Below are 13,039 nucleotides of genomic sequence, written 5' to 3' on the forward strand. Positions count from 1 at the left end.
CGCGCCACAGCGCGAATGGTCCGTCACACGCAGGGGATGCCCTGCACCACGACGGAGACGACCATGACCGACCGCGAAGCCCGCGCCGCCCGCAACCAGGAACGCAGCCTGGCCGCCTTCCTCGCGACGAAGGCCGAATTTGACGCTCTCCTCGCCGAACTCACCCAGGCCAGCGAGGACCATTTCGGCGCGGATCCCGAGACGGTGCTTTGGGGCGAAGCCGCCTGGCTTTCGGACGCAACCGCAAAGCTGAAGGACATCGCGGACCAGCATTTCCGCCGCGGCGAATACGCCCTCTGACGCGGGTCCCTCCCGCACCGCCCCGACCGGCGACGCCGGCGGGGCTCCCGGCAGTAGGGGCCGATGGTCGGCACCCGGAACCGGAGACCACCACGATGACCCAGCTTTCCGACACCCAGCGCGTGATCCTGAGCGCCGCCGCGCAGCACGAGATGGGCCTCGCGCGCGCGCCGAAGGCCCTGCCGGCCGCGGCCCGCAACGCGGTCTTCCGCAGCCTGATCAAGAACAACCTGCTGACCGAGATCAACGCCCCGCGGGACTTCGTCGGGTTGGGCTGGCGCCAGGACGAGGAAGGCACCTGGATCGTGGCGCGCATCACCGACGACGGGCTGCGCGCGATCGGCATTGACCCGAACGAGGGCGACGCGGGGGCCGGCGAGCCCGACTGCTCGGGCATCGAAGGCAGCGTGCCCCACACGGCGACGACGGGCGCGGAGGACTCGGCGCCGCAGGGTGAGGGCACCCCGCCGCCCGAAGCCACCCAGGCCGCGCCCCTGGCGGAGGAAGTCACCCTGCTCGACCAGGCCCTCGCAGCACGCGCCGCCACGCCCCGCGCCAGCCTGCGCGACACCGCCGCGGCGATCCTCGCCGCCTGGGATGACGAGGCAAACCGGGAGGGCGACATGATCGGCGCCCTTGACGCGCCGATGGAAGCCCTGCGCACCCTGCTAGCCGGCAAGCCCGCCCGCACGCCACGGGACGCCACCGCGCCACGCAAGCCGCGCGAGGGCACCAAGCAGGAGCAGGTGCTGGCGATGCTGCGCCGCCCCGAGGGCGCCACGGTCGCACAGATCGCCGAGGCGACGGGCTGGGCGCAGCACACGGTCCGCGGCTTCTTCGCGGGGCTGAAGAAGAAGGGCCACGCGGTCGAGGTGAAGTCGCGCGAGCGGATGGTCGGCCCCAACAAGACGGGCGCGAAGGGCTCCTTCACCATCTACCACCTGCCGGCCTGACCACGGAGCCGGACACGTCGAGGGCTCGCCGCCGGACGGTAGCGGGCCCTTGCTCGTGATGACCATCACGTGCGGCGGGAGGTCGCCGCCATGCCGGAACTCACCGCCTCCACGCGCGAGGCCGCCCGTCGCCTCGGCGTCAGCGACACCGCCATCCACAAGGCCGAACGCGCGGGCCGCATCGCCCGCGAGCCGGACGGCCAGTGGGACATCGACAAAACCCGCCGCCGCCTGACAGAGACCGCTGATCCCGCCCGCTCACCTCTGGCCAGCGGCGCCGGCGCCGAGGGCACGCCATTCGCCCGGCTGAAAGTGGCGCAGCTCGCGCTGAAGGTGGAAGCCCAGCGCCTCTCGCTGGACGAGACCAAGCGACGGCTGGTCGATGTCACCGAGGCCAATGCCGCGCTCGACGAGATCGGCAGCACGATGCGCGACGCGCTACTGAACTGGCCGGCTCGCGTCTCCGGCCTGATCGCCGCCGAGATCAGCGTCGATCCGCATCTGCTGCAGACCATCCTGCAGAGCCACATCAACGACCTGCTGACGGAGGCGGCCGATCGCTTCGATCCAGCAGGCCTCGGAGGGGACCGGGCTCCGCAGCCGTGAGCATGTGCGCAGGCGTGTCGGCGCCATGCTCCGGCCGCCGCCGCAGCTCACCGTGTCGGAGTGGGCCGAGCGCCATCGCATGCTCGGCAGCCGCGCCTCGGCCGAGCCGGGCCCGTGGCGCACCAGCCGCACGCCCTACCTCAAGGACGTGATGGACGCGCTGTCCGCGGTGCATCCCGCCCGGCGCGTCGTGTTCATGAAGGGTGCGCAGGTCGGCGCGACCGAGAGCGGCAACAATTGGCTCGGCTACATCATGCACCACGTGCCAGCACCGGCGCTGGCGGTGCAGCCGACCGTGGAACTGGCCAAGCGCTTCTCGCGCCAGCGCATCGACCCGCTGCTGGAGGAAACGCCCGCACTGCGGGAGCGGGTCGCGCCAGCCCGTGCGCGCGACAGCGGCAACACCATGCTGTCGAAGGAATTCCCCGGCGGCATCCTGGTGCTGACCGGGGCCAACAGCGCGGTCGGGCTGCGCTCGATGACGGCGCGGTTCCTCTTCCTCGACGAGGTGGACGCCTATCCCGGCGATGTCGCCGGCGAGGGTGATCCGATCGCGCTCGCGGAGGCCCGCGCCCGCACCTTCGGCTGGCGGCGCAAGGCCTTCCTGGTCAGCACGCCCACCATCGCCGGCCGCAGCCGTATCGAGCGGGAGTATCTCGCCAGCGACCAGCGGCGGTTCTTCGTGCCTTGCACCGAGTGCGGCGAGATGCAGTGGCTGCGCTTCGAGCGGCTGATCTGGGAGAAGGGCGCGCCGGAGACGGCGCGGTATCACTGCACCGCCTGCGACCACCCGATGCAGGAGCACGACAAGACCGCCATGCTCGGGGGCGGCGAGTGGCGCGCGACGGCCGAGGGCCAGGACCCGCACACCATCGGCTTCCACATCTCGGCGCTCTACTCGCCGGTGGGCTGGCTGTCCTGGGAGCAGATTGCGCGGGATTGGGAGGCGGCGCAGGGCAAGCCCGAGGACATCAAAACCTTCAAGAACACGGTCCTAGGCGAAACCTGGCAGGAGCAGGGAGAGGCGCCGGATTGGGAGCGGCTCGTCGAGCGGCGCGAAGATTTCGCAATGGGCGTGGTCCCGCTCTGCGCGCTGGTCCTCACCGCCGGCGTCGACGTGCAGGACGACCGCCTGGAATGCGACGTTTGGGGCTGGGCCGAGGGCTTCTCGTCCTGGCTCGTTGACCACGTGGTCATCCCTGGCAGCCCGCGGGATCGCGAGCCGTGGGACGAACTGGCGAAGCTCCTGGCGCGCGACTGGCCCCGGCACGGTGGCGGTGCGATGCGCATCGCCCGGCTCTGCGTCGACACGGGCGGCCGCGACACCGCCGCCGTCTATGGCCATTTGCGCCGGCTGCGCGATCCGCGCATCGCGCCGACAAAGGGCATCGACGGCTGGAACCGGGCGCAGCCTGTCCAGGGCCCGACGCCGGTGGATGCCCTGGTCAACGGCCAGAAGCTCCGCCGCGGCCTCAAGCTCTGGACCGTCTCAGTCTCGACCTGGAAAGCCGACCTCTATCGCCGGCTCTGGCTCGGCCGCGGCGACGCCGAAGAATGGCCGCCCGGCTGGGTGCATCTGCCGCGCGCGGTCGAGGTGGAATGGGTCAAGCAGCTGGTCGCCGAGCAGCTGCGCACGACGAAGGACCGCCGCGGCTTCGCACGGCAGGAATGGGCGAAGCTGCGCGAGCGGAACGAGGCGCTGGACTGCGCCGTGCTGGCGCGTGCGGCGCTCTGGCTGCTCGGTGCGGATCGCTATGGAGAGCAGTTCTGGGCACGGCTGCGGGATGAAGCGGCTGACGCGCCGCTGCGGCCGAGCGAGGTTCCCGCCGTTGGGAATGTCGCTCCTCCATCGCCGACGTCGCAGGCCGCGCCCGCGCCGGCGCCGCCATTCGACACCCAGCGCCCGCGGGGCTGGCTCGCGCCGCGTACCGGCTGGCTTCGCTGAAGGAAGGACGATCATGGACCCGACCGTCCTCGCCTGGGCGCTGGCACAGCCCGCTGGCACGCGCGCCGCCGTGCTCGCTGCGGCTTTCACCGGCGGCACCACGCGCGTGACCTTCGATGGTCGAACGGTCGAATACCGCTCCCTCGATGAGCTCGGCCGAGCGCTGTCGGTGCTGCACGCGGCGGAGAACGCCGCCGCGCGCCGTCCCAACGTGACCTTTGCCAGCTTCTCTCGTGAGGGCAGCAAGTGATGGGGCGCATCCGCGATGCCTGGCACGCGCTGCGGGGCTATGCCGCCGCGCAGGACAGCCGCGCCTCGAGTTGGGCCGCGTCGGGCGGCAGCGCCACGGCGGAGGTCGGTGCGGCCGCACCCACCGTCGCGCGCCGTGCCCGCGATGCCGTCCGCAACGACCCCTATGCCGCCCGCATCGTCGATCTCTGGACCGGCAATGCGGTGGGCGCGGGCATCACCAGCCGCTGGCCGGACAAGCCCCATGCCGAGGCCTGGCGCCGCTGGTCCGACAGCACCGCCTGCGATGCCGAGGGACGGCTCGACCTTTATGGCCTCCAGGCGCTGGTGATGCGGGCCGTGGTCGAGAGCGGCGAATGCTTCGTCCGGCTGCTCCCCGCCGACATCACGCCGGGGAACCCGATCGGCCTGCGGCTGCAGGTGCTGGAGAGCGACCACCTCGACACGGCGCGGCAGGGCGTCATCGACGGCGTCCCCACGCTGCAGGGGATCGGCCTCGGCGAGGCCGGGGAGCCGGTCGGCTACTGGCTGCACCGCGTGCATCCCGGCGCGTCCTGGGTGCTGCCGGGCGGCGCCACCTGGTTGAGCAGCCAGCGCGTGGCGGCTCGCGACGTGCTGCACATCTACCGCAAGCGCCGCCCCGGCCAGCTGCGTGATGTCTCATGGCTCGCCCCGGTGCTGACCCGCCTGCGCGACCTCGGCGACTACGAGGCAGCCCTGCTCATGAAGGCCAAGATTGAGGCGTGCCTGGCGGCGGTGGTCTCGGAGGATGGCGACGATGCCATGACGGGCCCCGCCTCTGGCTTGCTACGCGACGCCCAGGGCCGCACGGTGGAGAGCTTTGAGCCGGGGATGATCCTGTATCGCCGCGGGATGGGATCCGTGGAGGTGGTGAATCCATCTGGTGGTGGATCGCACGCGGCCTTCGCACGGCGCGCGCTGGAGGCCTCCGCGGTCGGCACCGGCCTGACCTATGACCAGGTCGCCGGCGACCTCACTCAGGCCAACTACTCGTCGTTGCGGGCCGGCAAGATCGAGTTCCGCCGGCTCTGCGAGCAGGTGCAGTACGGCATGCTGATCCCGATGCTCGTGCGGCCGATCGCCGATCGCTTCCACGCCCAGGGTGCGCTGCTCGGGCTGTGGGGCGCTGAGGTGCCGGACGGTCTCTCCCACGTCCCACCCGCGCACGAGATGATCGATCCGCTCAAGGACACCACGGCGCTGATCGCGCAGGTCCGCGCCGGCTTCGTGCCGCAGCCCGAGGCGGTCGGCGCCTTCGGCTACGACTTCCGCCAAGTGGTGGAGATGATCCGCGAGGCCAACGCCCTGCTCGACGAGGCCGGTCTCTCGCTCGACAGCGATCCCCGCCGCGTCGCGAAGTCGGGCGCCGCGCAGGACGCAGCCCAGCTGGCCGCCATTGAGATCGCCGCCACCGGTGCCGCATCGCCGCGCGCGGATGCGGGCGCTGCCCCAGGAGCACAGCCATGATCGCAGGCGCCTACGACTGGACCGACGACATGCTCAAGATCAAGAGCATGCAGAAGAAGTTCCGCGACAGCTTCAATGGCACCGAGATCAACCCGGCGCGGTGGGAGGTGGCGGCCACCGGCGGCGGCATCACCCACACCGTGGCCGATGGCGCAGTCACCATCTCGACCGGCACCACGCTGGACGACGAGCTGACGCTCACCAGCCGCACCACCTTCACCATCCCGCTCCGGGTCATGGTGGCGGTGAACATGAGCCAGCGCATCGTCGGCCAGTCGGTGTGGCTCGAGCTCGTCAGCATCGATCCCACCACCGCCCAGCCGGATGGGCGCAGCGCCGCTGCCTGGCGGCTGGATGGCGCCAGCCCGACGCTCGCCAACTACGAGGTCGGGAGCGAGGGCGCGCCGCGCCTGGGCAGCGCCTCGGGCAGCACTATCCCGACCACGGCGCCCGCGGGCTGGTCCGTGCTGGAGATCGAGCCGACCAACGACGAGTGCTACTTCCACGGCCGGCTGCTCGACACCACGGCAGCGCGCTCGAACTCCTATGTTCGCCACCAGCAGATTCCCGAGCCGAATGCGCTGTATCGGTTCCGGATCCGGGTGCGGAACCGGCAGTTCATCAGCGGCGTCTCGGCGGTGGCGAACAACGGCTCCGGCGCGGTGCGCATCACCCGCGCGGCGCATGGCTTTGCCACGAACGATGTGGTGACGGTCGCCGACGTCTCGGGCGTGCCGGGGGCAAATGGCACCTTCACCATCACGGTGATCGACGCGAACAGCTTCGACCTGGTCGGTTCGACCTTCACCGGCGCCTATCTCAACACCGGCTGGGCCTCGATCTCGCGCAATCTCGCACCGGCCTCGAACACCGACATCAAGGTCCAGTTCGTCACCATCGCGGACTATGCTGAGCTGACGACGGAGATCACGGCGGGCCGAGGGCAGTCGGTCGCTGGCCAGGGGCTGGGCGTGAACGTGCTCAGCACCATCCCGCCCTCCGTCACGCCCGTGGGTGGTCAGGCGCGCAACACCAGCGGCGCCGTGCCGGTCCTGGCCGCCACCGGCTACTCGGCCAACCCTGTTGCGGTGACCACGGCGCGCGGCGTCGATCTGCTGGCGACGCTGATTGGCGCGCTAGTGACCAAACCCTACGCGATCCCTGAGGCTGACTGGCAGTATGCCGCCGCCGCGGGCGGGATCATCAACACCACCGACGTGGTGCTTCGGGCGGCGGCCGCGGCCGGCATCCGGAACTACGTGACCTCGATCGACATCCGCAATGCGCACGCGACGATCGCGACCGAGATGGTGATCAAGGACGGCGCCACGGTGATCTGGCGGCAATTGCTGCCGGCCGCGATGGCCGCGCCCGTGGAGATCACCTTTCCCACGCCGCTGCGCGGCACCGCCGCCACGGCGATGAACGTCGCCTGCATCACGACCGGCGCGCAGGTCTACGTCAACGCGCAGGGCTTCGCCGCGCCCTGATCGGCGCTGCCCAGGAGAACGCCTCATGACAGAGCCGATCGAACCGGGCGGGGACCTCCCCGCGCCGGAGGCCACGCCTTTGCCCGATCAACTTCCCACCGCTGGGCAGTCGATCACGGCGTGCCGTGCCCTGGCCGCGCCCGTCAGCGTCAATCGCGCCGCGCGCACCGTCGAGGTGGTGTGGAGCACGGGCGCCCGGGCCCGCAACTTCGTGCCCCCCTATGGGCCGATCCTCGAAGAGCTCGACATGCGGCCGGAGGCGGTGCGCATGGACGCGCTGCGCTCCGGCCGCGCTCCGGTGCTGGACACCCACCGCCGTGCCGGGACCCGCGACGTGCTGGGCCGCGTCACCGCAGCCCGCCTCGAGGCCGGCCGCGGTTACGCCACGCTCCAATTCAGCGGCGCCGACGACGTGGAGCCGGTCTGGCAGCGCGTGGCCGACGGCACGCTGCAATCCGTCAGCGTCGGCTACCGCGTCCATCGCTACGACCCACGGCAGGACGCCGCCACAGGCCAGACCATCCACCGCGCCGTGGATTGGGAGCCCTATGAGATCTCGATCGTGCCCGTCCCGGTGGACGGCCTGGCCGTGATCCGTGGCGAGGGGGACCAGGGCACCCCCGCCACTGCCATCGAACCCGCCCTGACCATCCCCGAGGAACCCACCATGCCCGAGACGACGCCGGCTTCGCCGGATCCCGCGCCGGCGCCGCCCGCGCCGGCCATCGCACATACGCCCCAGGAGAGCCCCGTGACCACCGCACCCGCAACCCCGCCCGAGCCGACCCGTGCCGCGCCGCCCACTCCCGACCTGGAGGCCATTCGCGCCGAGGCGGACCGCGCCGCCGTCGAGCGCATCGCCGCCTATGAGCCGGTGCTGGCCGCCGCCCGCGGCCTGGTGACCCCCGACATGCTCGACGCCATGCGCGAGGCCGCCATCCGCGACCGCATCTCGCCCGAGGTGCTGCGTGGCCGCCTGTGGGACGCCTTCGCCCAGAGCGCGCCGCGCCCCTCCCTGCCGGCGCGCCCCGAGGCCGGCCCCGGCCAGGACGACCCGGCCAGCCTGCTCGACGCCATGGCCGAGGCACTCGCCGCCCGCTCCATGCCCGGCTACCAGGCGCCCAGCACGGGCCCCGGCGCCGGCCGCCACGTCGAGTTCATGGGCTGGCGCCCCTCCGACATGATGGGCGAACTGCTCCGCGCCCGGGGCGAGCGGAACATCCCCCGCAACCCGACCATCCTGGCCGAGCGCGCCTTCCACACCACCAGCGACTTCCCCGCGCTGCTCTCGGCCGCCGCCAACAAGATGCTGCTCGCGGCCTATGCGCCGGCGCAGCCGACCTACCGCACGCTGTTCCTCCGCCGCGACTTCCGCGATTTCAAGCCGCACCGCCATCTGCGCGTGGGCGACTTTCCGAACCTGGTGGCGCTCTCCGAGAACGGCGAGATCCAGGCGGGCACCATGTCGGAAAGCCAGGAGCTCGTGTTCCTGCAGACCTTCGCGCGGCGCATCCGCGTCACGCGCCAGATGCTGGTGAACGACGACCTCGGCGCCTTCACCGACTTCGCCAGCATGATCGGCCGGCGCGTCGCCGACTTCGAGAACGCGACCGCCTACCAGCTGCTGAATGCGGCGAATGGCGACGGACCCACGCTCATCACCGGTGCTGCGGCGGTGTTCGGGACGGCGGCGGCGCGGGCCAACAAGGCGGGCGCCGGCACCGCGCTCGACCTGCCGAACCTGGCGCTGGGCCGTGCCGCGGTCATGCGCCAGAAGACCCTCGACGGCCTGCCGATCGCGGTTGGTGCCCAGATGCGCCTTCTGGTCGGGCCGAACCAGGAGCTCGCGGCTCGGCAGCTGACTGTCTCGGTGCAGGCGACGCAGACCAGCAACGCCAACGTCTACGCCGGCTTCGTGCAGCCGCTGGTGGAGCCGCTGATCCCGAACAACCGCTGGTACCTCTTCTCGGACCCGATGGCGGCACCCGTCTACGTCTACGGCTACCTCAATGGTGCCGAGGGTCCGCAGGTCACCACCGGCAACGTCCAGGGCGTGGATGGCGTCGAGGTCTCGGTGATCTTCGACTTCGGCGTCGGCGCCATCGACTGGCGCGGCGCCTGGTTCAACCCGGGCACCTGATCCCCGCTCTTTCCCACAACCATGACGATACGCGGGGCGCCCAATCGGGCGCCCTTCGTGTTTCTGAGGAGCTCCCATCCCCATGCGCAACTACGTCCAGCCGGGCAACAGCCTGGCCATCGCCGTGCCCTATGCGGGCGGCATTCTCTCCGGCCAGGGCGTCCTGGTCGGCGCGCTCTTCGGCGTCGCCGCGGTCGATGGTGCGCAGAACGCCATCATCGAGGCCGCCACCCAGGGCGTGTTCGACATCACCAAGGAGCCGGCGCTGGCCATCACCGCCGGCGCCCGCGTCTTCTGGGACAACACCAACCGGCGCATCACCACCACCGCGACCGGCAATTTCCAGGTCGGCATCGCCAGCCTGGCGGCGCTGGCCGCGGACACCACCGTCCGGGTGTGGCTCAACCGCGTGCCGGCGCTCGGCACGTGAGCCCGGTTCTCAAGGCGATGGATCCCAAGGCCACGCGGGGCTATCGCAACCGCAACCCGGGGAACATCGAGCACGTCGCGGCCAATGCCTGGCAGGGATTGGCGGATCCGCCCTCGGATGGGCGCTTCTGCCGCTTCACCAGCCATGAGTTCGGGATCCGGGCGCTCGCCGCCCTGCTGGTCACCTACCAGGACCGGCACAAGCTGCGCACGCCGCGCGCGATCATCGAACGCTGGGCGCCGAAGGTGGAGAACGACACCGCGGCCTATATCGCGGTGGTGGCGCGGCGGATCGGCGTCGGGCCGGATGATGCGATCGACCTGCATCGGCACGAGCACCTGCGCCCGCTGGTCGAGGCCATCGTCCACCATGAGTGCGCTGGTCTGACCTATCCGGCCACGGTGATCGATCGCGCGCTGACCCTGGCCGGGGTCCCGCCGGCCGCGCCGGTAACGCTGCGGGAGGTGGCGGCCGTCACCGGCACCGGGCGTGGTGCCGTGCTGGTGGGTGCGGCCGGCATCGCCACCGCGGTGGCGCAGGCCGCCCCAGCGATCCAGGCGCTGGGCACGCTGGCACCGGCCGTTGCCATCGCGGTCATCGCCGCGGCGGTGCTGGGCGTGCTCGCCTGGCGGCTGCGGCGGCCAGCGTGAGCGCCTTCGCCGCGGCCATGGACACGCTGGCCGCGGATCCGAACATCGGCACGGAGGCGACCTATCGCGCGGGTGGGACCGGGGCGCCGGTCCTGCTCCGCGTGGTCCGCAGCGCCCCGGACCGGCTCGGCGACGCCTTCAGCACTAGCGTCATCCAGGCCAGCGCCGTGCTGACGGTGGCCATCTCCGTGCTGTCCGCGGTCGAGGCGGACGACACCTTCACCCTCGGCGCCGACACCCTGACCGTCCAGCACGCCGAGCGGGACGCCGCCGGCATCGCCTGGCGCGTCTTCTGCCGCCGATAGGAGCGCCGCCATGATCGATCCCGAACGCATCGGCACGATCATCGGCGAGGCGTTGCTCGCTGGCGCCCTCGGCGCGCTCGGGGCGATGGCGCGCTTCTCCTCCACCGACCGGCCGCTGCTGACCCGAGCCTATCTGCTGCACGCCCTGGCCGGCGGTAGCCTCGGCACCGGCGCCTGGCTCATCGCCCATGCCTTCGAGCTCGACGGCTGGTGGCTCTTCGCGGTGGCGTGGCTCGCAGGCACGCTCGGCTATGCCGCGCTGCACGACCTACTGCTGCGCGTGCTGAATCGTCGACTGGGCGGGCCGTAAGCCATGCGGCTCGGCGCCAGCATCGTGGGTGACCTGCGTCAGGTTCTGGCGCAGGAGGTCCGCGCTGGCGAGCGCGCGGCCATGACCGCGATCCGTGCCGAGACCGACCAGGTGAAGGCCGAGTTGCGGCGCCAGGTGACAACCGCCTTCTCGGGCAACGCGCGCGGCATCGCCAATGCCTGGCGGTCGATGATCTTCCCGCGGTCCGGGCAGTCGCTGCGGCCTGCGGGGTTGGTCTTCACCAAGGTACCGAATGTCATCGACGCCTTTGAGCGCGGCGCGCTGATCCGGGCCAAGGGTGGGCGGAAGTTCCTCGCCATCCCGACCGGCTTCAATGCCGCGCGTGGGCGCCGGGGCCGCGGCGAGAAGGGCATGCGGGTGACGCCGGCGCAGATGGTCGCGTCCGGTCAGGCCTTCCTGCGGCCGTTCAAGTCGGGCCGAGGCTTCGTCTGGTGCCTGCCGCTACGCCAGGGCGAGCAGACCGGCCGGCGACGCCGGACCCGGCTGGTGGCGGGCGGGGTGACAGAAGTCGGCACCGCCAATCGCAAGGGGCGCGAGGCCTGGGCCCGCGGGCTGCTCGCGCAGGGGATGGTGCCGATGTTCCTGCTGCTGCCCCAGGTGAAGCTCGCCAAGCGGCTCGATGTGCGCGGCGCCGCCGAGCGCGGCCTACGACGCCTGCCGGGCCGCTTCGTGGCGGCCTGGGAACGCGAGAGCGGACGGGCAGCATGAGCGCGCGCGAGACTGCCATCGCGGCGCTGCACAGTCGGCTTGTGACGTCGCTGGCGGCCAGGAACCCGGCGCCGGTCGTGCTCCGCGGCGAGACCATACCGCAGCGCATTCCCGCCGGCGGGCTCGTGGTGGTCCGCGACGGCGAGACGGTGGAGGAGACCCCCATCCTCTCACCACTCGCCTGGCAGATCGAGCATCGCGCCGAGGTCGAGATCACGGTCGCGGGCGCAACACCCGCTGCGCGCACCACCTTGCTCGACGCACTGCTGGTCGATGTCGCCGCTGCCACCACCGCCAACCGCACCCTCGGCGGTGCCGTCGAATGGGCACAGCCCGGCAGCGCGTCCTTCGAGGATGTCGAGTTCGAAGGCGCTGCCGCGGCCCGCGCCGCCGCCATCCCCGTCACCCTGTGGTTCACCATTGCCGGCTCGCCGCTGGCCTGATCCCCCTCCAGGAGAAAGCCCATGCCCCGTGCCATCGGCGCGAATTGCCGCCTGCTCATGCTGCCCGAGACCACCTACGGCACCGCGCCTGGCAGCAACTGGCGGCGCATGCCGTTCCTGTCCTGCGATCTCGGCGCGGAGCAGCCGCTGCTCGATGCGGACGTGATCGGCGTCGGCAGCAACCGCGATCCGGCGGCACCCTTTCTCGACACGGTCACGGTCGCCGGCCAGGCGGTGGTTCCGGTCGATCTGGTCAACATCGGCCACTGGTTGCGGCTGCTGCTCGGCGCCCCGACCACCATCGGCACCACCAACTTCATCCACACCTTCGCCTCGGGTGCCGCCGCGCTGCCGAGCAACGCGATGGAGATCGGCTATCCGGACGTGCCCAGCTTCGACGTGTGCACGGGCGTGCGCGCCGACACGCTGGAACTGGACTTCACGCCGACCGGCGCGGCGACGGCCACCTTCGGGCTTATGGGCCAGGGCTCGGTGCGCACGGGGGCGACGTCAGGCGGCACGCCGACCAGCGCGGCCTACACCGCCTTCAACAAGGCCCAGGGGTCCATCACGCGCGGCGGCTCGGCGCTGGCGCAGGTCACCGGCGCGCGGCTCACCTACGCCAACGGCATGGAGGCGGTGCGCACCATCCGCGCCGATCGTCGCGTCGAGGGCGTGGATCCCGGCATCGCCCGCTGCACCGGCCAGATCACCGTGCGCTTCGAGAACACGACGCTCCTCGCCCAGGCACAGGCCGGTACCTCGGCGGAATTCGCGCTGGCCTTCACCATTGATGCGAACCGCAGCCTGACCATCACGCTGCACGAGGTCTATCTCGCGCTGGCCAAGACCCCGATCGAGGGGCCGGCCGGGGTGGAGGCAAGCTTCGACTTCAGGGCCGCGTTCAACGCGACGGCGACGCGCATGATGACGGCGGTGCTGCGTAACCAGCAGGCGGGGACGGAGTATGCGTGAGCCCGAGGGGCGATGGCACATCGATA

At 71.5% G+C, this 13,039-nt stretch carries 15 protein-coding genes; all 15 read left to right on the forward strand.

The window, feature by feature from the left end:
* Positions 1–63: 63 nt before the first annotated feature.
* Complete coding sequence (locus R9Z33_RS13565; RefSeq protein WP_318647110.1) at positions 64–300, forward strand: hypothetical protein; 237 nt, start codon at positions 64–66, stop codon at positions 298–300.
* Between the two features lie 95 nt (positions 301–395).
* Positions 396–1,253: a DUF3489 domain-containing protein gene (locus R9Z33_RS13570; RefSeq protein WP_318647111.1), complete on the forward strand. Its 858-nt coding sequence runs from the start codon at positions 396–398 to the stop codon at positions 1,251–1,253.
* Between the two features lie 90 nt (positions 1,254–1,343).
* Positions 1,344–1,859: a MerR family transcriptional regulator gene (locus R9Z33_RS13575; protein ID WP_318647112.1), complete on the forward strand. Its 516-nt coding sequence runs from the start codon at positions 1,344–1,346 to the stop codon at positions 1,857–1,859.
* Between the two features lie 25 nt (positions 1,860–1,884).
* Entirely contained in the window at positions 1,885–3,804 is a 1,920-nt protein-coding gene (locus R9Z33_RS13580; protein ID WP_318647113.1) for a phage terminase large subunit family protein, read from the forward strand.
* A 13-nt stretch (positions 3,805–3,817) separates the two neighbouring features.
* A complete protein-coding gene (locus R9Z33_RS13585) occupies positions 3,818–4,054 on the forward strand; it encodes a phage head-tail joining protein (protein ID WP_318647114.1) in 237 nt (78 codons plus the stop codon).
* Positions 4,054–5,541, forward strand: a complete 1,488-nt coding sequence (locus R9Z33_RS13590; RefSeq protein WP_318647115.1) for a phage portal protein — start codon at positions 4,054–4,056, stop codon at positions 5,539–5,541. Before R9Z33_RS13585 ends, R9Z33_RS13590 begins: the two co-directional genes overlap by 1 nt.
* Positions 5,538–7,031: a ubiquitin-activating E1 FCCH domain-containing protein gene (locus R9Z33_RS13595; protein ID WP_318647116.1), complete on the forward strand. Its 1,494-nt coding sequence runs from the start codon at positions 5,538–5,540 to the stop codon at positions 7,029–7,031. Before R9Z33_RS13590 ends, R9Z33_RS13595 begins: the two co-directional genes overlap by 4 nt.
* A gap of 25 nt (positions 7,032–7,056) precedes the next feature.
* Positions 7,057–9,171, forward strand: a complete 2,115-nt coding sequence (locus tag R9Z33_RS13600; protein ID WP_318647117.1) for a prohead protease/major capsid protein fusion protein — start codon at positions 7,057–7,059, stop codon at positions 9,169–9,171.
* Positions 9,172–9,253: 82 nt separating this feature from the next.
* On the forward strand, positions 9,254–9,601 hold the full coding sequence (locus R9Z33_RS13605) for a DUF2190 family protein (protein WP_090662972.1): 348 nt from the start codon (positions 9,254–9,256) through the stop codon (positions 9,599–9,601).
* A complete protein-coding gene (locus tag R9Z33_RS13610) occupies positions 9,598–10,251 on the forward strand; it encodes a structural protein (protein WP_318647118.1) in 654 nt (217 codons plus the stop codon). Before R9Z33_RS13605 ends, R9Z33_RS13610 begins: the two co-directional genes overlap by 4 nt.
* Complete coding sequence (locus R9Z33_RS13615; protein ID WP_318647119.1) at positions 10,248–10,556, forward strand: head-tail joining protein; 309 nt, start codon at positions 10,248–10,250, stop codon at positions 10,554–10,556. Before R9Z33_RS13610 ends, R9Z33_RS13615 begins: the two co-directional genes overlap by 4 nt.
* Positions 10,557–10,566: 10 nt before the next feature.
* On the forward strand, positions 10,567–10,866 hold the full coding sequence (locus R9Z33_RS13620; protein WP_318647120.1) for a hypothetical protein: 300 nt from the start codon (positions 10,567–10,569) through the stop codon (positions 10,864–10,866).
* Positions 10,867–10,869: 3 nt separating this feature from the next.
* On the forward strand, positions 10,870–11,595 hold the full coding sequence (locus tag R9Z33_RS13625) for a DUF6441 family protein (RefSeq protein ID WP_318647121.1): 726 nt from the start codon (positions 10,870–10,872) through the stop codon (positions 11,593–11,595).
* Positions 11,592–12,038 (forward strand): hypothetical protein, encoded by a 447-nt coding sequence (locus R9Z33_RS13630; RefSeq protein WP_318647122.1) that lies wholly within the window; start codon positions 11,592–11,594, stop codon positions 12,036–12,038. Before R9Z33_RS13625 ends, R9Z33_RS13630 begins: the two co-directional genes overlap by 4 nt.
* Positions 12,039–12,059: 21 nt before the next feature.
* A complete protein-coding gene (locus tag R9Z33_RS13635; RefSeq protein ID WP_318647123.1) occupies positions 12,060–13,013 on the forward strand; it encodes a phage tail tube protein in 954 nt (317 codons plus the stop codon).
* Positions 13,014–13,039: the final 26 nt, after the last annotated feature.

Origin of the sequence: Sediminicoccus rosea (assembly GCF_033547095.1) — a bacterium.
GTDB lineage: Bacteria > Pseudomonadota > Alphaproteobacteria > Acetobacterales > Acetobacteraceae > Roseococcus > Roseococcus rosea.

Coding starts and splice junctions, on each gene's coding strand:
- R9Z33_RS13565 (WP_318647110.1), top strand. CDS start 64: ATGACCGACCGCGAAGCCCGCGCCGCCCGCAACCAGGAACGCAGCCTG.
- R9Z33_RS13570 (WP_318647111.1), top strand. CDS start 396: ATGACCCAGCTTTCCGACACCCAGCGCGTGATCCTGAGCGCCGCCGCG.
- R9Z33_RS13575 (WP_318647112.1), top strand. CDS start 1,344: ATGCCGGAACTCACCGCCTCCACGCGCGAGGCCGCCCGTCGCCTCGGC.
- R9Z33_RS13580 (WP_318647113.1), top strand. CDS start 1,885: ATGCTCCGGCCGCCGCCGCAGCTCACCGTGTCGGAGTGGGCCGAGCGC.
- R9Z33_RS13585 (WP_318647114.1), top strand. CDS start 3,818: ATGGACCCGACCGTCCTCGCCTGGGCGCTGGCACAGCCCGCTGGCACG.
- R9Z33_RS13590 (WP_318647115.1), top strand. CDS start 4,054: ATGGGGCGCATCCGCGATGCCTGGCACGCGCTGCGGGGCTATGCCGCC.
- R9Z33_RS13595 (WP_318647116.1), top strand. CDS start 5,538: ATGATCGCAGGCGCCTACGACTGGACCGACGACATGCTCAAGATCAAG.
- R9Z33_RS13600 (WP_318647117.1), top strand. CDS start 7,057: ATGACAGAGCCGATCGAACCGGGCGGGGACCTCCCCGCGCCGGAGGCC.
- R9Z33_RS13605 (WP_090662972.1), top strand. CDS start 9,254: ATGCGCAACTACGTCCAGCCGGGCAACAGCCTGGCCATCGCCGTGCCC.
- R9Z33_RS13620 (WP_318647120.1), top strand. CDS start 10,567: ATGATCGATCCCGAACGCATCGGCACGATCATCGGCGAGGCGTTGCTC.
- R9Z33_RS13625 (WP_318647121.1), top strand. CDS start 10,870: ATGCGGCTCGGCGCCAGCATCGTGGGTGACCTGCGTCAGGTTCTGGCG.
- R9Z33_RS13630 (WP_318647122.1), top strand. CDS start 11,592: ATGAGCGCGCGCGAGACTGCCATCGCGGCGCTGCACAGTCGGCTTGTG.
- R9Z33_RS13635 (WP_318647123.1), top strand. CDS start 12,060: ATGCCCCGTGCCATCGGCGCGAATTGCCGCCTGCTCATGCTGCCCGAG.